The sequence below is a fragment of the Mesorhizobium sp. WSM4983 genome (assembly GCF_029625765.1).
Classification (GTDB): Bacteria; Pseudomonadota; Alphaproteobacteria; order Rhizobiales; family Rhizobiaceae; genus Mesorhizobium.
On record NZ_JARTVM010000012.1, the window covers coordinates 104,508 to 122,262 of the forward strand.

At 62.6% G+C, this 17,755-nt stretch carries 30 protein-coding genes; 21 read left to right on the top strand and 9 right to left on the bottom strand.

Features of this window, described 5'->3' with window-relative positions:
• Positions 1-3: 3 nt before the first annotated feature.
• From P9254_RS25445 to P9254_RS25485, 9 genes are all read right to left on the bottom strand, one after another.
• Positions 4-354 (bottom strand): hypothetical protein, encoded by a 351-nt coding sequence (locus P9254_RS25445; RefSeq protein ID WP_095825856.1) that lies wholly within the window; start codon positions 352-354, stop codon positions 4-6.
• A gap of 90 nt (positions 355-444) precedes the next feature.
• On the bottom strand, positions 445-753 hold the full coding sequence (locus P9254_RS25450) for a hypothetical protein (RefSeq protein WP_095825855.1): 309 nt from the start codon (positions 751-753) through the stop codon (positions 445-447).
• Positions 753-1,178 carry a hypothetical protein gene (locus P9254_RS25455; RefSeq protein ID WP_127239299.1) on the bottom strand — a complete coding sequence of 142 codons (426 nt, stop codon included), beginning with the start codon at positions 1,176-1,178 and terminating at the stop codon, positions 753-755. The genes P9254_RS25450 and P9254_RS25455 overlap by 1 nt, the downstream gene beginning before the upstream one ends.
• Positions 1,168-1,872 (bottom strand): hypothetical protein, encoded by a 705-nt coding sequence (locus P9254_RS25460; protein ID WP_127239298.1) that lies wholly within the window; start codon positions 1,870-1,872, stop codon positions 1,168-1,170. The genes P9254_RS25455 and P9254_RS25460 overlap by 11 nt, the downstream gene beginning before the upstream one ends.
• Entirely contained in the window at positions 1,869-2,771 is a 903-nt protein-coding gene (locus tag P9254_RS25465) for a helix-turn-helix domain-containing protein (protein ID WP_278055525.1), read from the bottom strand. Before P9254_RS25465 ends, P9254_RS25460 begins: the two co-directional genes overlap by 4 nt.
• Entirely contained in the window at positions 2,768-3,016 is a 249-nt protein-coding gene (locus tag P9254_RS25470) for a GIY-YIG nuclease family protein (RefSeq protein ID WP_164746621.1), read from the bottom strand. Before P9254_RS25470 ends, P9254_RS25465 begins: the two co-directional genes overlap by 4 nt.
• A gap of 131 nt (positions 3,017-3,147) precedes the next feature.
• Positions 3,148-3,357 (bottom strand): hypothetical protein, encoded by a 210-nt coding sequence (locus tag P9254_RS25475; protein WP_127214630.1) that lies wholly within the window; start codon positions 3,355-3,357, stop codon positions 3,148-3,150.
• A 95-nt stretch (positions 3,358-3,452) separates the two neighbouring features.
• Entirely contained in the window at positions 3,453-4,004 is a 552-nt protein-coding gene (locus tag P9254_RS25480) for a hypothetical protein (protein ID WP_127239295.1), read from the bottom strand.
• Entirely contained in the window at positions 3,973-4,209 is a 237-nt protein-coding gene (locus P9254_RS25485; RefSeq protein WP_127214626.1) for a helix-turn-helix domain-containing protein, read from the bottom strand. Before P9254_RS25485 ends, P9254_RS25480 begins: the two co-directional genes overlap by 32 nt.
• A 75-nt stretch (positions 4,210-4,284) precedes the next feature.
• Between P9254_RS25485 and P9254_RS25490 the strand changes: the two genes are divergently transcribed.
• The 21 genes from P9254_RS25490 to hisD all read left to right on the top strand — a co-directional run bounded on the left by P9254_RS25490 (position 4,285) and on the right by hisD (position 17,755).
• Positions 4,285-4,902 carry a helix-turn-helix domain-containing protein gene (locus P9254_RS25490; RefSeq protein WP_164746620.1) on the top strand — a complete coding sequence of 206 codons (618 nt, stop codon included), beginning with the start codon at positions 4,285-4,287 and terminating at the stop codon, positions 4,900-4,902.
• 323 nt (positions 4,903-5,225) lie between these two features.
• Complete coding sequence (locus P9254_RS25495) at positions 5,226-6,347, top strand: hypothetical protein (protein ID WP_127214624.1); 1,122 nt, start codon at positions 5,226-5,228, stop codon at positions 6,345-6,347.
• Positions 6,344-6,655 (top strand): hypothetical protein, encoded by a 312-nt coding sequence (locus P9254_RS25500; RefSeq protein ID WP_095813958.1) that lies wholly within the window; start codon positions 6,344-6,346, stop codon positions 6,653-6,655. Before P9254_RS25495 ends, P9254_RS25500 begins: the two co-directional genes overlap by 4 nt.
• A 46-nt stretch (positions 6,656-6,701) precedes the next feature.
• Positions 6,702-6,842, top strand: coding sequence for a hypothetical protein (locus P9254_RS25505; protein ID WP_164750388.1), 141 nt, complete (start codon positions 6,702-6,704; stop codon positions 6,840-6,842).
• On the top strand, positions 6,839-7,945 hold the full coding sequence (locus tag P9254_RS25510) for a hypothetical protein (RefSeq protein WP_278055534.1): 1,107 nt from the start codon (positions 6,839-6,841) through the stop codon (positions 7,943-7,945). Before P9254_RS25505 ends, P9254_RS25510 begins: the two co-directional genes overlap by 4 nt.
• A gap of 2 nt (positions 7,946-7,947) precedes the next feature.
• A complete protein-coding gene (locus P9254_RS25515) occupies positions 7,948-8,358 on the top strand; it encodes a hypothetical protein (protein WP_127214621.1) in 411 nt (136 codons plus the stop codon).
• Positions 8,355-8,609, top strand: coding sequence for a hypothetical protein (locus tag P9254_RS25520; RefSeq protein ID WP_127214619.1), 255 nt, complete (start codon positions 8,355-8,357; stop codon positions 8,607-8,609). Before P9254_RS25515 ends, P9254_RS25520 begins: the two co-directional genes overlap by 4 nt.
• Positions 8,610-8,795: 186 nt before the next feature.
• Positions 8,796-9,032, top strand: coding sequence for a hypothetical protein (locus P9254_RS25525; protein ID WP_127214617.1), 237 nt, complete (start codon positions 8,796-8,798; stop codon positions 9,030-9,032).
• Positions 9,032-9,247: a hypothetical protein gene (locus P9254_RS25530; RefSeq protein ID WP_095825842.1), complete on the top strand. Its 216-nt coding sequence runs from the start codon at positions 9,032-9,034 to the stop codon at positions 9,245-9,247. The genes P9254_RS25525 and P9254_RS25530 overlap by 1 nt, the downstream gene beginning before the upstream one ends.
• A complete protein-coding gene (locus P9254_RS25535; protein WP_095825841.1) occupies positions 9,247-9,426 on the top strand; it encodes a hypothetical protein in 180 nt (59 codons plus the stop codon). The genes P9254_RS25530 and P9254_RS25535 overlap by 1 nt, the downstream gene beginning before the upstream one ends.
• A complete protein-coding gene (locus P9254_RS25540; RefSeq protein WP_095825840.1) occupies positions 9,426-9,824 on the top strand; it encodes a hypothetical protein in 399 nt (132 codons plus the stop codon). Before P9254_RS25535 ends, P9254_RS25540 begins: the two co-directional genes overlap by 1 nt.
• Positions 9,825-9,831: 7 nt before the next feature.
• Positions 9,832-10,068: a hypothetical protein gene (locus P9254_RS25545; protein ID WP_206517785.1), complete on the top strand. Its 237-nt coding sequence runs from the start codon at positions 9,832-9,834 to the stop codon at positions 10,066-10,068.
• Positions 10,069-10,302: 234 nt separating this feature from the next.
• A complete protein-coding gene (locus tag P9254_RS25550) occupies positions 10,303-10,563 on the top strand; it encodes a hypothetical protein (protein ID WP_095825837.1) in 261 nt (86 codons plus the stop codon).
• A 112-nt stretch (positions 10,564-10,675) separates the two neighbouring features.
• Positions 10,676-11,491 (top strand): glycosyltransferase family 25 protein, encoded by an 816-nt coding sequence (locus tag P9254_RS25555; protein ID WP_127214607.1) that lies wholly within the window; start codon positions 10,676-10,678, stop codon positions 11,489-11,491.
• 220 nt (positions 11,492-11,711) lie between these two features.
• Positions 11,712-12,152, top strand: a complete 441-nt coding sequence (locus P9254_RS25560) for a MucR family transcriptional regulator (protein ID WP_095825835.1) — start codon at positions 11,712-11,714, stop codon at positions 12,150-12,152.
• A 158-nt stretch (positions 12,153-12,310) separates the two neighbouring features.
• Positions 12,311-12,655: a hypothetical protein gene (locus P9254_RS25565; RefSeq protein ID WP_127403429.1), complete on the top strand. Its 345-nt coding sequence runs from the start codon at positions 12,311-12,313 to the stop codon at positions 12,653-12,655.
• 195 nt (positions 12,656-12,850) lie between these two features.
• Positions 12,851-14,017, top strand: a complete 1,167-nt coding sequence (locus tag P9254_RS25570) for a tyrosine-type recombinase/integrase (protein WP_127847653.1) — start codon at positions 12,851-12,853, stop codon at positions 14,015-14,017.
• A 314-nt stretch (positions 14,018-14,331) separates the two neighbouring features.
• Positions 14,332-14,508 (top strand): hypothetical protein, encoded by a 177-nt coding sequence (locus tag P9254_RS25575; protein ID WP_095802509.1) that lies wholly within the window; start codon positions 14,332-14,334, stop codon positions 14,506-14,508.
• 142 nt (positions 14,509-14,650) lie between these two features.
• Positions 14,651-15,943, top strand: a complete 1,293-nt coding sequence (murA, locus tag P9254_RS25580) for a UDP-N-acetylglucosamine 1-carboxyvinyltransferase (protein WP_095802510.1) — start codon at positions 14,651-14,653, stop codon at positions 15,941-15,943.
• Positions 15,944-16,021: 78 nt separating this feature from the next.
• A complete protein-coding gene (locus P9254_RS25585; RefSeq protein ID WP_066993786.1) occupies positions 16,022-16,453 on the top strand; it encodes a DUF2948 family protein in 432 nt (143 codons plus the stop codon).
• Positions 16,454-16,462: 9 nt separating this feature from the next.
• On the top strand, positions 16,463-17,755 hold the full coding sequence (gene hisD / locus P9254_RS25590; RefSeq protein ID WP_127248492.1) for a histidinol dehydrogenase: 1,293 nt from the start codon (positions 16,463-16,465) through the stop codon (positions 17,753-17,755).

Consider the following 17,755-nt stretch of genomic DNA (forward strand, 5'->3'; position numbering starts at 1 on the left):
GGCTTATGCCATTTCAGACAGCTTGGCCCGCGCCGGATCGAGCACCTCGAGTGTCGTCCTGATCTGGTGGAGATCGGCGTCGGTCTCCTGGTAGCAATTGTCGCGCACCAGCTTCGCCTGGGCGATGACGCGCTCGTACTCGACCGTCGCGGCGGCCTTGGTCGCCTCGAGTTCGGTCTCCTTGGTGCGCAGCCGGTCGATGTGCCGTTTCAGGGACATGCCGGTGGTGACGATCATGTTGCGAACCGTAGGTTTCGGCTGGGAGGTATCTCGGGCGAGTTCCTGGGAGACGGCCTCAGCGAAGTCCTCGTCGACATCCAGCGGCTCGGTGCCAGCGGTTTGTAGAGTGTCCATATCAGTTGATCCTCAGGTAGATGCCGCGACACGACACGCGCGGGATTGCGCGGTCGCGAAGACGGCGGATGAAACGGGAAAGGCGGGCGATCATTGCGCTTGCTCGCCGTATTGCTCGGCGACGAGGGCGCCGACGATCTCGTCGACATGGTCGTCGCTCCACCACTTGCCTTTCTTGGCGCCGATCACCTGGCCCTGCGCCGAGCGCGGAGTGCCATAGGCGAGACATTTGCCGAGCCCAACTCGACGGGCGTCAGGAAAGGCGATGATCAAGGCTTCCATTGCGACATGGCGCGCCCGCATGCCGAGTTCGCCGGAGCACACCGCAAACGGATCCTCTCGGTGCGGCCGGCAGGCCATTACGATGGCAAGGGCAATCTGGTCGGCTGTCGGGAACATCAGACGATCCCCGCCGCGAAGCGGTCGGCCGCGCGAATGGCTTGACCTTTGAGCATGTGCATCATCTCGGACTGCGACCAGATAGGGGACCGAAGGGATGCGGCCTCGGCCAGGATCAGGCCGTGAAGCACGTCGAGACTTGCCCGGTACCAATGCTGGCCGAGATGGCAGTTGGCGAGCGTCCGCTCGGCACCCAGCACGATGGTGCGCGCCACGGCGAGCCCCGGCGTCCAGACGACATGTGCGAAATGCAGCCTCTCCCACCGCCCGGGCTGGAGCTGGGGGAGATGCGCTTCGATGTTCTCGGCCGTCGCGAGCCGGAAGACACCCGGGTCAGCCTCGAAGCCGACGGCGCAGACCGCGGCATGGCCGGCGTTCTTGCGCCGATCGACCAGGTTGCGCGGCATCGCGATGTCAACCGGCATTGTTTTCCTGCTCCTCACGCCGGCGACGTTTCTCCTCGCGCTTGCGTTCCCTTCGAAGCTGGTCAATTTCCCGGACGGTCTTGCGCCGGAAACTACGGCTGGTGCGAACCAGGCCGAACTCCTTCTCGATGCCGACCAGGATCTGGCCGAGGACCCGGCTCTTGACGTCGTGCAGCGCCTGCCTCGACATGACCTCGACGCGATGCCGGTCCCAGACGCGCGTGCAGAACTCGACGCCGTGGCCGCCGGCATGCGCCAGGAAAGTCCGCTTGTAGCGCTGCGCGTCCTGCCCTTGCCGCCCTGCCCGCACGAAGCGGAGAAGGTCCATGATGTCGACCATGCGATCGGCGGCCGACTGGTGAACCACGATGCGAACTTCGGTGCTGTCGTACTGTGGCATCCCGTCGGCCATGCGCGACAGCTCACGCACATAGGCCTGATGCTCGGTCTCTCGCGACGAGGGCATAGCCGATCCGACCTTGGAGACCATGCGGCGTTCGACGTCGGGCATGTTTCGGGCCGTGTCGACGGCGTCGGCAAACAGTATCCAGAGCAGGTCGCGCGGCGTGGGCAGGCCCCGCTTGTTTTTGGTGAAGAAGATGTCCTCGGCATGCCGCATGTGCTCGATGAAGCGGTCGATCCGCTTCTCCAGCTCGGCGGGCGTATCGAGAAAAAGGCGCTTCATCTTCATCATGCCCGATCCGCCGAAGCAGTAGCCGTTGCGGTTCCAGATGTTGCCATTTTGGTTACACTTTGGGCAAGCGAAAGATCGCTCGGCCACCGCGTTTTGCGTAGGATGCGACAACACTTAATCGTGCTTTGGACGCCCGGCTCACCATAGTGGCGGCGGATCGAGCCCAGCCATGCGCCCCACTCGGGCCGCTCGGGCGTGATCACGAAATCCCCATCCTTGTCGATGGGTGGCGCGCCATGGAACTCGAGGAAGAGCTGCTTTTTCAGGAAGGGGATCATCAGGGGCTTTTCCTTCCGAAGGATCATGGTCGTTCGATAGGTCTCCGCCGTCGCAATCGCCAGCGCCTTGCCGTCAGCTTCAAGGCTTGCGAACGTCTTCGCAGCCGCTTCCCGGCTGTCCGGTCGCATCTTCTCTGGCCATGAGGACCACAGCATATCGAAATCCCCTCCGCCCGGCGCGTCAGCGCGCCCTGGAGGTTCTCTTACTGGTTCCCTTACAGGGTTAGAGTCCGGATTCCGGACTCGGCTATAGGCATTTTCCGGACACGGCTCGCCCTCTTTTCCGGACTCGGCCCCGTGTCCAGATTCCGGACTCGGCTCCACCACATCTTGTGCCGTGACGAAATCGGCCTCGAACGCGAACCGATAGCGCGTGTTCTCCTGCTGTTTGGTGCGGGGGTTGATATGCTGCTCCCGGCGAATTAGGCCGGTCAGCTCCAGGATTTTGAGATGCTCATTGAGCGCAGAGCGCGACATCTCGCAGTCATAGGCGAGCTTGTCTTGGGACGGGAAGCAGCCAAGGTCGGGGTTGTGGCGGTCGCAGAGATGCCAGAGGACGATGCGCGTGGCAGGTTTGAGCCCGCGCTGGGTTATGGCCCAATTTGTGGCGGCATGGCTCATGCTGGCAGTGCCTCAACTGCCGCGACCGCGGTTTCGACCGGGCAACTATACCACTCGCCAGACAGGCGCCATTTGGCCAGGGCAATGTGGGTGAGCCGCTCAGCGTCCTGATGGTCTGCGAAATGCCGCTGGAACACCACCACCGCTTTGATGGCCTTGTTGCGATTGACGACCTTGCAGCGGCGGGTGGGATCGGTCGACATCCCGATCTTTACCCCGCCGTGCTCAGCCGTCATCACATACACGAAGCCCGGATCCTCGCGGATCGGTCTCGGGCAATGCCTACGAATTATCGTCATGTCGCTCTCTCAACTGCGAGGAGCGGCAATCCTACAAGCTACAAATGGTATTGCCGTTCAATCTGGTAGTTCATTGCTTATCCTATCGAGGCCAATACCGCCGACAGGATCTGTTTAGTCATGGAAGGACCGACGGTTTCTCCCAGATATGCCGCTGCTGCCACGAGATGCACAGTTGCACTTCGCTCGGCGGCAGCCGATCCAATGCTTCTTGCTGTTTGGCAAAACCCAGCCATAACTGTCTTTACTTCACCGTTTACCGTCTGCCCGCCGTCAGTCTGCTTCATTTTTATTAAACCTCCTGGGAATGTTTCAACTTGAAACATTGCGTGCGGACCTAAGGCGGAAGTAATTGGCGGAGGAAATCACACCTCCGTCAAAGTCAGCCTCTGTTCGAAGCTTTCGCGATGACGGCTACAGGTTCGTTAACCGGCTCCACATTGGAGCCTGCCTTCTGGCACAAACGGTTGTAGCGGCCGAGGAGGTCGAAGATGGCTTTGCCGTTCCAGTTGGAAGCGGTGCCATACCAAGCATCCCTCACCCGCCAGTGGCCGCGCGGGTAGCCGAGCGCGTCACACGCAGCGTTGATCTGAGCTTTGATGCCCATGCCTGGTTTGATAGTTCCGGCGGCTTTGAACACCACCTGTTGTAGCTCTGCAGCAATGTCCTGCATCGATTCCTCACAAAAAACAGGAGAAGGAACGACGACCCATCGGGATTCTCGGATGCCTTGTCGGACACATCCAACAATTTCCCCGCCATCATCGCCACGACCGCAAGGGGAATGCCGATGGGCCACGACGATGATTGCTGGAAACCGCTTGGAGTTGCGGCTTGGGAAGTTGTTGAACGCACCGACCAACTTCGGACGGAACGAGGAACCGTGTTGATCGTATCTCGGGTCAAGCCGAAGCCGGGCGCCGTGCAACGACATCTGCCGCCTCCCTGCCCAACCAATGGTTTGCGTTCACCTCACCGTCGGTCATAACGACGATGCGGTCGAGATATGGTTGCCTCGGCATCCGGCCGGCCTCGTACCGATCGACTGTCAGCCGCGTACAGTCGATCATCCGGCCCACGTCGGCGGCGCTTAGATTGCGTTCTTCACGCCATTTCGTCAGTTGATGCAGGTTTTCCATGGGCGGGTTTTGTCACCAATTTGGTTACACGTCAAGGTTTGTAACCAATCTGGCACAGTTTCGCAGGAAAGCGTTTTGAGCTACCGCACTGATATGGCGAATGGAATTAAGCACTTCCGGGAGAAAGCCGGGCTCACCAAGGCTGAGCTGGCGCGTCGCGTTGGCACCACAAGGCCGCAGATGGGCCGCCTCGAGGAAGAGGATGGCCCAAACGGCCGGAAGCTTACCTTGAAATGGGCGGAGCGAATCGCGCCGCACCTCAATGTCAGGCCGGAAGAGCTTATGTTTCCGGAGCTTGCGGCGATTGACGTCAGCAAATTCAACCAGGTGTTCGAGATCGCCGGCGGCAAAAATCAAACGCCAGGCCTCGTGCTGGATCCTGAGTTTCTGGCCCGCATGCTGCCGAACTCAACGGGCCACAACCTCCGGTTCATGATGGTCGACGCCTACCAGGCCAATGGCATTGTTGCCAAAGGGGATGCGCTTGTGATCGATCTGGACGACAACATCCCCAATCGACCCGGCATCTTCGCCCTAGAGATCGCCGGCGCGGTGCAGTGGCGTTACCTTTCGCCCACGACGGCAGGCGCCGTCCAGGTCCACAGCGACAACCCCGCGGCGGTCAACGAAACCGTCCAGCCGAAGGACTTGAAGGTCATCGGGCGCGCCCGGCTGAGGATTTCCACACTCTGATCTGCATTTTTTTTCCCTGAGATGTAACCATTTCGGGTACACTACTTGCAAAACGTACCAAATCGGTTACGATCCTACTCACGCAGAAGGATCGCTAGACCGATGGCCCAGTTGCCCCTGGTTGTATTTTACCATCATGCCTCGCGGTCATGTGTTGAGTATCTGCGTGTTCCCGGCCGGGCCGGTGTGACCCCCGCACCATTCGCCCGCACCAGCCCGGCCGGGTTCTCCCAATCTAAGCAGCACTGCGCCCCGCGACCGCTTCGTCGCGCCCATTGTGTTGCCAAAATGGTTTCACGTGTAACACAAAAGGAAACAGACGGATGACGGCGGACCAATATGCATGGTGGCGTCAGGCTTTGAAACTGGCGGGCGGATATCGCGAGCTGACCCACGATCAGCTGCTCCTGCTCGCCCCTTCTGCCGACAGCCCGGAGTCAGGATTTTTCAGGAACCGTCCATTCAAGGATGCGCCCCTGGTTCCTGTTGCCATCTGGCGTGACGCATCGGGCAATGTCATCTGCCTGCAGGGCGGCAAGGAAGCGGAGGCCGATAGGGTCTGGAACTATGCTTGCCGCAACCCGATCACCGAAGCGCTCTATCATTCGGTGCTGGCCGGCGAGCCTTGGCCAGATGAGCCTCCGTCGGTTTCGAAGGAACACAACCTCCCGGCCAAGACCGGCGATCTGCACAAAGACCTGACCCTTGAGCTGGCCGCCGAGAAGGAGACGGTCGAGGGCTTCCTCAAAAAGCCGATCAGCACCCAAGAGCAGGCCGATCAGGCGGGCGTCTGGGCAAAGCGGCTCGCCGGAATCGCCACCAAGGCGGACGAACAATTCAACGTCGAGAAGCGTCCTTGGCTCGATGGCGGCAACGCCGTCGATGACAAATGGCGCGATCTGCGGACCGATGCCAAGGACCTCGCCAAGAAGCTGAAAAAGCATGGTGAGGCGTGGCTGAAAGAACTGGACCGCCTGGAGCAGGAGCGCCAGCGCAAGGCTCGCGAGGACGCAGATCGCATTCGGCGCGAGGCAGAGGCGGCTGAGCAGCGGGCGGCCGACGTCGCGCGCGCGGCCGAGGAGGAGAAGGCTCAGCGCGAAGCCGACACTTCACCCGGCCTCGCATCTTCGTTCGCACAGGAGAGCGACCAGGAGGCCCGGCGGCTCGAAGCCGAGGCCGAGGCAAGGCAGTTGGCCCAGCGCGCAGCGGAAGCCGCACGCGAGGCCCAAGCCCGTCCGGTCTTCGCTGGCAGGACCGGCGCCAAGATGTCCCTGCACACCTATTGGGTCGCGAACATCACCGATTACGACGCGCTGGTTGTGGCCTTGAAAGACGAGCCGGAGGTCCGGGAGGCGATCGAGAAGATCGCAGGCCGCATCGCGCGCAACAAAGACGCCGCCCTGCCGGCCGGCATGGAGCGGGTTCCAGACAAGAGGGCAGCATGACCGACCAGAAGATCGTCGCCGTGAAATTCGGCGAGAGCGACAAAACCTACGACTATTTCGCCGGCGCCTTCGACGTGGCTGTCGGCTCCCGCGTCATGGTGCCTGTTCGCGGCCGCGAGACGTCCGTCACGGTCGCCGAGATTAAGGATCATTCCGACGCCGCCAAGACAGCCATCCTCGCAATCGACGTGCGCACCGACGAGCAGCGCGCCGCCAAGCATCCTAACGGCCGGCACCAGTGGTCGCCCGACGGAACGCTGCTCGACGAGAACGGCAACCGGTCGATCTTCGACGACGTGGACAAATAGCTATGCGCTTGGTCCGCGTTGCCATCGTCATTTTCTGGCTGCCGTGATGATCAGCGCCGCTTGCAGTCGGCTCTTCCGCGAAGTCCCCGCCGCTTTCTGGTTCGCGAGGAACGACGTGTGCATCGAGCAGGACGAGATGCGCCGGACCTGGCGCGCCAACAGCTTCAACCCCGAGGATTGGAAATGAACGAACGGGCTCAGGTACCGGCCCTTATGGTCGGCGGCGCGATCAGCGCCATAATCCCTCAGTCGATCGAGGAAACGTGGCGTCTCGCCACCATGATCGTCGAGGCCGGTCTGGCGCCACAGGCGCTTGTCGGTCGCGAACCGGCTGAGGATGCCGGCGACGACGCCTGGAAGCGTTGGGGCAAGAAGGGCACCAGCGCCGTGGCCATCGTCATCATGTCCGGCGCGGAGCTCGGCCTGCCGCCCATGGTGGCGCTGCGCAGCTTTACCGTCATCGGCGGCAAGCCGGCGCTTTACGGCGACGGACTGATCAACGTCGTTCGAAAGTCGGGCAGAGCGAAATCGGTCGAGCTGGGCTATCTGCGCGATGCGAGGAAAGAGGCGCTCCTCAATCTCGGCCTGCACAAGGACGTGGTTGCCCAGATGAACACCGTCGACGAGCGCACCATCGGCTGGTGCAAGGCGGTGCGCTCCGACACAGGGGAAATGAAGGTCGAGGCCTATTCGGTCGCGGATGCCAAGCAAGCCGGCCTCTGGGACGAACGTCCGACCCGTCGCGGCAAGGTCTGGAAAAACAATCAGCATGTGTGGGACGACGTGCCTAACGATTCCTCCTGGTTCCGCCATCCCAAGCGGATGAAGCAATGGCGCGCAGCTGGTTTCTGTCTGCGCGAGCTATTCGGCGACGTTCTTGGCGGCGTGCGAGACGAGTTCGAGGCCCGCGAGATCGCCGGCGATCTGATCGAGCACCACGACGACGAGCCGGCACCCAGGGCGAGGCTTACCCCGCCATCGCCGCCACCGGTGCCCAGCCTCGACGCCGTCGACCCTATCCCCGAGAACGGGTTCGACAAGGATGTCGAGGGCATGCACGACGGCGCAGAAGCCGCCGAGGAGGAGCAACCAGCGGCCTTCGACTACGGCAAGTTCTTCGAGGATTTCCAGATCGCCCTTCAAGGTGCGAAGTCGACCGCGGCTGTGGAGGAAATCTGGACCGAGTTCGACGTCGAGGCTCAATTCCACGACGACGAGAGCAGTCGCCAGCTGGCCGACAAGATCAAGGCGCGGAGGCTCGCTGCGCTCGCTCCGCCGAGCGCGGGCTGATCATGGCCGGCCGGATCGCATTCCTTCCCGACCACGGCGCCCAGGTGCTCGGTCCGCCCGAAAACTGGCGGGCGCGCGCGCTCAGCGTCCGCGAGAAGCTTGAGATCGTCGTGCGCCAAGGGGGCAAGGAGCCCAGCGGCGCGCGGCTCAACCCGCTCGACGGTGTTCAGTTCGATCACGATCCGGCGTTGCAGCGGCGGCGCTGGGACCCAGAAGCGCATGACACCATCCCGCCATCGTGCGCGCTCGACTACATCGTGGCGCTGAACAAGCCCACGCATGGCGTCAAAACACCGGTCGACCAACGCGAGATCGCGAAGACGAAGCGGCTCGAGGGACGGACCGGAAAGGGTAAGCCGAAACGGAAGATCCCGAGCCGGCCTTTCCCGAAGCTCCACAGGGGTTTTCGATGAGGCGCGCCAGCTACGCCGAGCTCGCCGTCACGCCTGGGATGGTCTTCATTGCGGACCGCTGCCGGCTGGACCTGCCGAGCGTGACCAACGATGCCGAGCGCGTCGTCGAGCAATGCCTGGCCGCCTATGGCGAGCGTCGCATCATCTATCGCGACAGCGGGGGTGAGTGGGGCGAGCTGCTGCACACGGGCATCCAGTTTCGGGGCTTCGCGCCCTACGCCGACCTGACGCCCGACGAGGAGGCAGCATGATCCACGCAAGGCGGCATGCAAGGGCGCGGCCACCAGGTCGACCCGCTGCGGCATGGATCACATGGAAGAATGCCGGGCCTGCCACATGGAGGTGGACTGGGATCTCATGAACCACCCCTTCATCGGCTTCAAGGCGAGCTGCGGCTTCATACCCTTTACCCCTGACCATAACGAGGAGACTTACCCATGCCTAACGAAGTAGCGCACCCCCCGAGGATTTCGGACCTCCAACTGCGCATCGCCCAGGCGCAGACGCAGGCGAAGATGGATTTGCTGGAGCGCGCCAACGAATCCCTGACGTCCCAGCTGACGACGATCTTCGACGGCATCGGCCGCAACGAGCAAGTCGAGCTGATCTATCCGAACGGCGAGGTGGTGCTGATCACCAAGGCGCGGCCTCGTAGAGGCGAAGGCGGCGAGTGATGCCGATCATCTCCGTGTATGTCGACGAGATGACCGCAGCTCGCATGAAGGCCATTTCCGCCGAGAAAGGCCGGTCGGTCGAGGACCTGGCGGAGTGCGCCGTCTCCGAAGCCGCGCTCAATTATTTCCGGCTTGCGCCGGCCGACTCGGATCCTGGTCGCGCCGACGGCGGCGCGAACATCATCACCACGCACACCAACATCGCGGGCACCTGATGAGCACGTTCTTCCTGGCCGCCGGCTTCATCATCTTGCTCAGCGCTTGCGGCCGGCGCGCCTACCTCGATTTCACCGGTCGATGGGTGCCGATCGAGGGATATGTCTTCGGCGCGATAGTCGGGTTCATCGGCGCGCTGCTGATCCTGATAGGCATTTTGCTGGCGGCAGCGCCCTGATGGAAACTCCAATTGGACATGTCCAAAAGCAAAAGAGCCCCGACGAGGCGCTGACGCAGCTCTATGAGCTGCTGGCGGCGAAGAACGCGCCAAAGCCGGGAAGCTTCACCAGCCTGAACGAGGATCAAAAGCGGGAATATTTCCGCCTCGCCCGGCGGCGTAGCCGGGCGAGGGTGCGCGCCGCCCCCTCGGTCGCTGCCACTGCAGCCAACATCAATCAGGCGCTCGCCGACGCGGCGCTGATGATCCTCGCCACCGATGCGCCCGGCGCCGACCAGGTTCGCAAGGTGCTCGCCACGATCTTCGAGCAGCGCCCGGGCGTGCCGATCTCGATCGAGACCAAAGCCAAGGGCGGGAAGCTCAAGACGAAACTCATCGCGAGAGCCAATGATGTCTGAGCGGATCTTGGCGATGGAGACCGCGGAGCAAAAGGCATGGGACGCCCTCGCCCGCTACAAGTTCTACATGTTCGGCTACCACGCGGCGCAGTGGGTCAATCTCAACCGCATTGGTGAATTCAAACGCGAAAACCCGTTTGGAGACTTAGTGAAGATGGCCCGTGGGTACCGACCCATGCCGATCACCGCGACTTCCTCGATCGAACTTCCATCCTCAATTGCCGAACAAGGATCGCTACTATGAGCGACATCCAAGAGTTAAAAAGAGACCAGCTCCTGGCGGAGATCGGTCCCGACGTCGTCACGGCCGAGATGCTGGCCGAGCGAGTCGGCATCTGCACCCCGCACCGTATATCGCTACGTGCGCCAATTGCGTGCGGCTGGCCACAAGATCCTTTCGGGGCCTGGCTTCGGCTACCTGAGACTCGAGCGCGGTCCGGAGGCACAGCCATGAGCCTAGCCGCCGGGCGAAACTGAGATGTTCTTCATCGACTGCTGGTCGGTCGGTCTCGACGATATCCCGCGAAAGCAGATCACCCCCGAGCGCATACTGACGATCCTCCAGCGGGAGGGCCGTTTCAGCAATTTCGAAGCCACCGCCAACCAGGTCATCGCGCGAGCGATCACGGCGATCGTCAATAGCAACCTCGTCGAGACCTACAGGCCGGCGAGCCTCAAAGGGAGCGACGGTACCCTTGGACCTATGTTCGTCTCACCGAAGCAGGCCTGCGCGTCATAGGGGCCGGCGCGCCACGACCTGATCACAAATAGGCTCAAGCATTCGTGATCCGCCTTTGTCGCGCGGTTCAAGTAAGGGATCGACCCGCAACTGGTGTCGAATAACAACCTCCATGAAATCTTACATCATCAACCTGGACCGCAGCCCGGGCAGAATGCAGCGCATGGCTGATCGTCTCAACTCCATCGGAGCAGCCTTTGAACGAGTGCCGGCGGTGGACGGGCGCCTGCTTAGCGACGCTGAGATTGCGGACGTCTACAAGCCCATAGCTGGCGTGGCCGCGATGACGCCGGAAGAGGTGGGCTGCTTCCTGAGCCATCGAAAATGCTGGGAGCGGATCGCGTCGGGTCCGGACGCTTACGGCTGCGTTTTCGAAGACGACATGTTGATATCCAAGCGGGCCGGTCTGTTCCTGGTCGAGGAGGCCAGCTGGGTTCCTCGCGACGCGGACCTGGTCAAGGTCGAGACAGTCGTCGGAAGGGTGTGGCTGGACCGCACCGTACTTGCGCTGCGCGACGGCTTCGAACTGGCGCGCTTGCGGAGCTTCTCTTTTGGGTCCGGCGGATACATTCTATCGAAAACTGCGGCCGAGCGCCTGTTGGCGATGACCAGGGTATTCTCGGATGCGGTCGACCATGTGAAGTTCAACCCCGCCTGCGGGATCGCCGGTAGTCTGAAATCCTATCAGATGATCCCGGCTCTGAGCGTTCAAACGCAGAGCTTCTATCCCAAGGGTTCCCCTTTGATCGAAGTGCCGGCGCTCGCCGTGCACAGCGATCCTCGCTTTCCCGGGAACTTGATGGAGAAGCCGTGGCTGCAGCGAAAGGTCTTGCAGGCGCTCCGTCGGCTGGGACACACGCTGCGCCGCCATTGGCGAACCGAGGTCATGTTTGCCGATCAAACAGGTGCTTTCTGCAGCAAGATCTAGGGAAAATTAGACCGCCTTTTTTGCTTGACTTTATTGTAACCAAAATGGTTACACTGAGCACCGATTTGGTAGCAAAGAGAAGCAGCATGAGCAGTTTGCCAGCAATGATGGAAATCGATCTCCTCGAGACGCCGGCGCCAATCGGGCAAGCGCGCCCGTCACCAGGTCGACCCGAGGCAATCTGACCTCGACGACACAACCCCTACCACGGAGAGTAAGCATGGAAGACAAGAACTACATCGAGTTAACGGCCTCGATCGTCTCGGCCTATGTCGGAAACAACCCGGTGCAAGCCGCGCAATTGCCGGAGCTGATCGCATGCGTGAACGCCGCTGTGCGCAAGCTCGACGGCCCGGCGGTCGTCAACGCGACCGCACCGAAGGAGCCGGCCGTCCACCCCAAGAAGTCGATCCATCCCGATTTCATCATCTGCCTGGAAGACGGGTTGAAGTTCAAATCGCTCAAGCGGCACTTGATGACCGACCACGGTCTTACGCCCGACGCTTACCGCGCGAAGTGGGGTCTGCCGGCGGATTACCCGATGGTGGCGCCGAACTATTCCGCCACGCGGTCGCGGCTGGCGAAGGCCTCTGGCCTCGGCCGGCATTCCAAGGTGCCGCCGATCCGCACCAAGACGCCCGCGCGCCGTGCCTTCCAGTAGGCGCGCCATGAAAGTCACCGCCGTCATTGAGCGACTTGCGAAGGGCGATCCCTGCGCCTCGGCTTCTCCAGTGGCCAGAGGCGGTGGTGGTTCGAAGGACCTTACCAGGTCGTGCCAGAGCATATCTTCACGCGGCGGTGCACGACGGGGCTGTCGCCGTGATCGAGGCCGGCGACAGCCTGTTCGGCTTCAAGGGAAATTCGCAGACCTGGCTGGTCGAGGATGTTCCGATGCACGGTGACCCCTGGGCCAGCTACGACGCCTGGAAGCCGACACCGCCCGATTGGGTGATGCCCTTCCACACCCGTCGCTACGCCGACGAAACCCGTTGGCGCATGCACCGCGATCTCGGGCGACATCCGTTCTTCGACGGCGACGAGTCCGAATACGAATACCTCTGCGAGGAATGGGACGAGCTGGCGCGCATCGATGCGCACGAGCGCGCGCCCGAGGAAGAAGATTTCGAGGAGATGACTGCCGCGACCGGGAAGAGCCATGAATGACCAGCCGCCCGAAGTGCTGACCATGTCGCAGACACCGGAATACTGGTCGTCGCGTTTTCGCGACAAAGGGTTGCGCATGTCCGCCAGGTCGTTGCGCGAGAAGGCGATCAAGACGGGCCTCTGCTACTGTGTCGACAGGCAGGTGCTGATCTCGCCGCGGCAGATCGATGAGTTGTTTTTGTGGAGTAAAGCGTCATGCCGCTCACGATCTACAAGCGCGGCCGGTTCTGGTGGCTCACCGGAACGGTCCCAACCCGGCAAGGCGAGCAGCGCGTACACGAGAGCACTGGCGAAACTGACGAAGCCAAAGCGAACAAGGTCCGCCTGAATCGCGAGCTGCGTGCCCAGCAGGAAATCGATCTCGACCCAAAGGACTTCTTCACCTTCGCCCAAGCCGTCGAGGCCTATCTGCAAGCCGGCAAGAGCGAGAGCTACATCCAGAAGCTGCTCGAACATTTCGCCGACACCAGGATCTCGGACATGACCGGATCGGGCGTGCGTGCCGCCGCCAAGGTGCTGTACCCCGGTGCTGCTTACACGACATGGAACCGGCAGGTGATCATCCCCACCCGGGCCGTCATCAATCTCAGTGCCGATGACGGCAAATGTCGAGAAGTGGTGATCAAAGGGTTCAAGAAATCGGACAAGGACGTCCGCCGGCCGAGCACCCCGTCCAAGCGCGCGGTCGACCGTTCCTACATCGACACATTCCGGGAGCACAGCGACGACCCCCGAATCAGCGCCTTGATGCTATTCATCTACCAGACCGGCGCCCGTGTCTCGGAGGCGATCGCGCTTGAGGATGATTCGCCTGATGTCGACCTGGTGAACCGCAAGGTCATTTTCCGCGACACGAAGAATGGCGAGGACGGCGAGGCCGATCTAACGGTCGAGATGGTCTACGAGATCCAGGAACTCCGCCAGTGGAAGCGGGAACGCTTGGCCGCATGGGAGGTGCGCGTACCCTGGAAGAATAGGCGCTCAGGCCCACGCCACAACGGCCGTGCCGCTAAGAAGCCGAACACCCGCCTGTTCGGCTATATCCAGCGCGGTTCGGTCTACAAGGACATCAAGCGCATCTGCGAAAAGGCCGGCATCCCCTATCTTGGCACCCATCAACCGGGCCGTCACAGCTTCGCCACCGAGATGATCGTGCGCAACGGCGTCGACATCGCCACCACGGCAAACAAGGGCCGTTGGAAAACGAAAAAGCTCCTCCTCGAAAACTACACCCACGGCGAGGGCAAGGGCGTCATCGATAAGGTCTTCGGGAAGAAGAAGCCGCGCAAGGCGGCGAACGCTGGTGACAAAGCAACCAAAGTGGTTACGAGACCTTACACCAGCCGAAAACGGCCTGCCTGATAACAATCTGATTTCGCTAGAAAAAGGGCCGCGTTTCCATCTTGGTTACGCCCTTACCAAGGGAGTGCTCTACCACTGAGCTACCGCAGCCTGCGATGGCGGCGCTTCTGCCATAACGAACCGGCAAGCGCAAGGCCAAGAAAACCTTAAAACGACGCATGCCTTCGTGCGAAATCGCTGCGCGGTTTTCCCGCGGCATGTGTCGAATGCCGCGGCTGTGGAGGCCGCTTGCGAGCAGGCTTCGATGACATGGCGGCGCCACAATGTTAACTATGCCTGAACCACAGCCGGCTATCCGCCGGCGAGGACCGGCGATGAACGACAAGCCAAATCCGCCGAAAAAACGCGACGGCGAGCGCAAGGACCGGCTGGCCGAGGCGCTGCGTGCCAACCTGCAGAAGCGCAAGGCGCAGGCCCGTTCGCGGCGGGATGGCAATCCCGATGATCGGCCGGAAGGATTGCCGACTGCTGGAAAAATGCACAAGGACTAACCGAAATCGGCCACACTGGCCGATCACACTCGGTCCACAGATGGGGAAATCCTATTTCTTGAACCGCACCGGCCGATAGTCTAGAGCCGGATATACTCAACCGATTGAAACCGGCCCGTCCGGGCCGAGGGGACGTTCTTTCATGGATCGCATCAGAATTGTCGGCGGCAATAAGCTTGCCGGAAGCATTCCGATTTCGGGCGCCAAGAACGCGGCGCTGCCGCTGATGATCGCCTCGCTGCTCACCGACGACACGCTGACGCTCGAAAACGTGCCGCATCTGGCCGATGTCGAGCAACTGATCCGCATCCTCGGCAATCACGGCGTCGACTATTCCGTCAACGGCCGGCGCGAGAAGCAGCAGGAGGGCTATTCGCGCACCATCAATTTCTCCGCCCGCAACATCGTCGACACCACCGCGCCCTACGAGCTGGTGTCCAAGATGCGCGCCTCCTTCTGGGTTATCGGCCCGCTGCTTGCCCGCATGGGTGAGGCCAAGGTGTCGCTGCCGGGCGGCTGCGCCATCGGCACGCGCCCGGTCGACCTCTTCCTCGAAGGCCTGCAGGCGCTGGACGCCGAGCTCGACGTCGACAACGGCTATGTCGTCGCCAAAACCAAGAACGGTCGTCTCCACGGCAACCGCTACGTGTTCCCGAAAGTGTCGGTCGGCGCCACCCATGTGCTGATGATGGCGGCCTCGCTCGCCAAGGGCGAGACGGTACTCGAAAACGCCGCCCGCGAGCCGGAGATCGTCAATCTCGCCGAATGCCTGATCGCCATGGGCGCCAAGATCCACGGCGCCGGCACCTCCACCATCACCATCGAGGGCGTCGAGGCGCTGTCGGGGGCGCGCGTGCGCGTCATTCCCGATCGCATCGAGACCGGAACCTATGCCATGGCGGTGGCGATGACCGGCGGCGACGTGGTGCTGGAAGGCGCGCGCCCCGACCTGTTGCAGAGCGCGCTCGATGTCGTTGCCGAGACCGGCGCCGAGATCACGCCGACCAATGCCGGCATCCGCGTCAAGCGCAACGGCGCCGGCATCGCACCGGTGGACGTTACGACCGCGCCCTTCCCCGCCTTCCCGACCGACCTGCAGGCGCAGTTCATGGGCCTGATGACGATGGCGAAGGGCAAGTCGCGCATCACCGAGACGATCTTCGAGAACCGCTTCATGCATGTGCAGGAGCTTGCCCGCCTCGGCGCCCACATCACGCTGTCGGGCCAGACGGCGATCGTCGACGGCGTCGCCAAGCTGAAGGGCGCGCCGGTCATGGCGACCGACCTGCGCGCCTCGGTGTCGCTGGTCATCGCAGGGCTTGCCGCCGAAGGCGAAACCACCGTCAACCGGGTCTACCACCTCGACCGCGGTTTCGAGCGCCTGGAGGAGAAGCTTTCCGGCTGCGGCGCGGTGATCGAGCGGATTTCGGGCTGACAAAGCGCCTCGGTTGCGCAGAGCGGAAAGACCGCATAACAGAAGATTGACTAATCAACCTTCAGGTGCGCATTCCGCATGGCCCTCAAGCTCATCGCGCTCGACGACCAGGATCTGAGCATCATCTCGGCCCACGTCCAGGACGCCGTGATGAAGGTCTCCGACCTCGAATACCTGCCGGCGGCCAAACGTTTCGTGCTGACCATGAACCGCTTCGTCTGGGAGGCGAGGTCCGGCTTCTTCCGCCAGCACAATGAACGGCGCCAGTGCGTGCTGCATTTCGACCGCGTGCTCGGCGCCAAGACCAGCGGCATCGCCCGCGACAAGCCGGCGGAGATACTGTCGCTCTTGGCGGTCAGCTTCGTCGCATTCAGCAAGCCGGCCGGCATCATCGAGCTGGTTTTTTCCGGAGGCGGCACGATCATGCTCGACGTCGAGTGCATCGAGGCGCGGCTCGCCGATGTCGGCGGCTCCTGGGAAGCCACCTCGCGCCCGGTTCACAGGACCTGAGCACCGACGATGGCCATCACGCTTAGCCAAACCGACGCCGATTTCGAGCTGCGTTTTTCGGCATTCCTCACCACCAAGCGCGAGGTGTCGGCCGACGTCGAAGCGGTGGTGCGCGACATCGTCGCGCGCGTGCGCGCCGCAGGCGACAAGGCGCTCATCGACTACACGCTGAAATTCGACAAGGCCGATCTCAACAGGCTCGGCATCGCCGTCTCCAGGGCCGACATCGAAAAGGCATACGCCGCGGCCGACCCAGCCACAGTCGAGGCGCTCGAATTCGCACGCGACCGCATCCGCTCCCATCACGAGCGGCAGAAGCCGAAGGACGACCGCTACACGGACGCCGCCGGCGTCGAGCTCGGCTCGCGCTGGACCGCGATCGATGCCGTGGGGCTCTATGTGCCCGGCGGCACAGCGAGCTATCCGAGCTCGGTGCTGATGAACGCCGTGCCGGCCAAGGTCGCCGGTGTCGAGCGCATCGTGATCGTGGTGCCGGCCTCCGGCGGCGTCATCAATCCGCTGGTTCTGGTCGCGGCCGACCTTGCCGGCGTCTCCGAGATCTATCGCGTCGGCGGCGCGCAAGCCGTCGCCGCGCTCGCCTATGGCACCGAGACGATCCGGCCGGTCGCCAAGATCGTCGGGCCGGGCAATGCCTATGTCGCGGCAGCCAAGCGCCAGGTGTTCGGCAGCGTCGGCATCGACATGATCGCCGGGCCGTCGGAAGTGCTGGTCGTGGCAGATGCGGACAACGATCCGGACTGGATCGCCGCCGATCTGCTGGCGCAAGCCGAGCACGACGCATCCGCGCAGTCGATCCTGATCACCGACAATGCCGCATTCGGCACGGCGGTGGAGCAGGCGGTCGAGCGCCAGTTGAAGAGCCTGCCGCGCGCCGCGACGGCGGCGGCGAGCTGGCGCGATTTCGGCGCCGTGATCCTGGTGCCGACGATCGAGGCTTCGCTGCCGCTGGTTGACCGCATCGCGGCCGAGCATGTCGAGCTCGCCTTCGACGACGCCGAAAGCTTCCTCGCCGGGATGCGCAATGCCGGCGCCGTCTTCCTCGGCCGCCACACGCCGGAAGTCATCGGCGATTATGTCGGCGGCTCCAACCACGTGCTGCCGACCGCGCGCTCGGCGCGCTTCTCGTCTGGTTTGTCCGTGCTCGATTTCGTCAAGCGCACCTCGATCCTGAAGCTCGGCCCGGAGCAGCTCAAGGCGCTGGCGCCGGCGGCGATCGCGCTCGCCAAGGCGGAAGGGCTCGACGCCCACGCACGATCGGTGGCGATCAGGCTGAACATGTAG

Bases quoted from the DNA above. Each gene is read 5' to 3' on its own strand.
- P9254_RS25460 (WP_127239298.1), bottom strand. From the start codon at position 1,872: ATGATGAAGATGAAGCGCCTTTTTCTCGATACGCCCGCCGAGCTGGAG.
- P9254_RS25535 (WP_095825841.1), top strand. From the start codon at position 9,247: ATGAGCACGTTCTTCCTGGCCGCCGGCTTCATCATCTTGCTCAGCGCT.
- P9254_RS25540 (WP_095825840.1), top strand. From the start codon at position 9,426: ATGGAAACTCCAATTGGACATGTCCAAAAGCAAAAGAGCCCCGACGAG.
- P9254_RS25445 (WP_095825856.1), bottom strand. From the start codon at position 354: ATGGACACTCTACAAACCGCTGGCACCGAGCCGCTGGATGTCGACGAG.
- P9254_RS25485 (WP_127214626.1), bottom strand. From the start codon at position 4,209: ATGGAAAACCTGCATCAACTGACGAAATGGCGTGAAGAACGCAATCTA.
- P9254_RS25450 (WP_095825855.1), bottom strand. From the start codon at position 753: ATGTTCCCGACAGCCGACCAGATTGCCCTTGCCATCGTAATGGCCTGC.
- P9254_RS25530 (WP_095825842.1), top strand. From the start codon at position 9,032: ATGCCGATCATCTCCGTGTATGTCGACGAGATGACCGCAGCTCGCATG.
- P9254_RS25510 (WP_278055534.1), top strand. From the start codon at position 6,839: ATGAACGAACGGGCTCAGGTACCGGCCCTTATGGTCGGCGGCGCGATC.
- P9254_RS25500 (WP_095813958.1), top strand. From the start codon at position 6,344: ATGACCGACCAGAAGATCGTCGCCGTGAAATTCGGCGAGAGCGACAAA.
- P9254_RS25475 (WP_127214630.1), bottom strand. From the start codon at position 3,357: ATGAAGCAGACTGACGGCGGGCAGACGGTAAACGGTGAAGTAAAGACA.
- P9254_RS25550 (WP_095825837.1), top strand. From the start codon at position 10,303: ATGTTCTTCATCGACTGCTGGTCGGTCGGTCTCGACGATATCCCGCGA.
- P9254_RS25455 (WP_127239299.1), bottom strand. From the start codon at position 1,178: ATGCCGGTTGACATCGCGATGCCGCGCAACCTGGTCGATCGGCGCAAG.
- P9254_RS25555 (WP_127214607.1), top strand. From the start codon at position 10,676: ATGAAATCTTACATCATCAACCTGGACCGCAGCCCGGGCAGAATGCAG.
- P9254_RS25585 (WP_066993786.1), top strand. From the start codon at position 16,022: ATGGCCCTCAAGCTCATCGCGCTCGACGACCAGGATCTGAGCATCATC.
- P9254_RS25520 (WP_127214619.1), top strand. From the start codon at position 8,355: ATGAGGCGCGCCAGCTACGCCGAGCTCGCCGTCACGCCTGGGATGGTC.
- P9254_RS25515 (WP_127214621.1), top strand. From the start codon at position 7,948: ATGGCCGGCCGGATCGCATTCCTTCCCGACCACGGCGCCCAGGTGCTC.
- hisD (WP_127248492.1), top strand. From the start codon at position 16,463: ATGGCCATCACGCTTAGCCAAACCGACGCCGATTTCGAGCTGCGTTTT.
- P9254_RS25480 (WP_127239295.1), bottom strand. From the start codon at position 4,004: ATGTCGTTGCACGGCGCCCGGCTTCGGCTTGACCCGAGATACGATCAA.
- P9254_RS25560 (WP_095825835.1), top strand. From the start codon at position 11,712: ATGGAAGACAAGAACTACATCGAGTTAACGGCCTCGATCGTCTCGGCC.
- P9254_RS25575 (WP_095802509.1), top strand. From the start codon at position 14,332: ATGAACGACAAGCCAAATCCGCCGAAAAAACGCGACGGCGAGCGCAAG.
- P9254_RS25505 (WP_164750388.1), top strand. From the start codon at position 6,702: ATGATCAGCGCCGCTTGCAGTCGGCTCTTCCGCGAAGTCCCCGCCGCT.
- P9254_RS25465 (WP_278055525.1), bottom strand. From the start codon at position 2,771: ATGAGCCATGCCGCCACAAATTGGGCCATAACCCAGCGCGGGCTCAAA.
- P9254_RS25570 (WP_127847653.1), top strand. From the start codon at position 12,851: ATGCCGCTCACGATCTACAAGCGCGGCCGGTTCTGGTGGCTCACCGGA.
- P9254_RS25525 (WP_127214617.1), top strand. From the start codon at position 8,796: ATGCCTAACGAAGTAGCGCACCCCCCGAGGATTTCGGACCTCCAACTG.
- murA (WP_095802510.1), top strand. From the start codon at position 14,651: ATGGATCGCATCAGAATTGTCGGCGGCAATAAGCTTGCCGGAAGCATT.
- P9254_RS25495 (WP_127214624.1), top strand. From the start codon at position 5,226: ATGACGGCGGACCAATATGCATGGTGGCGTCAGGCTTTGAAACTGGCG.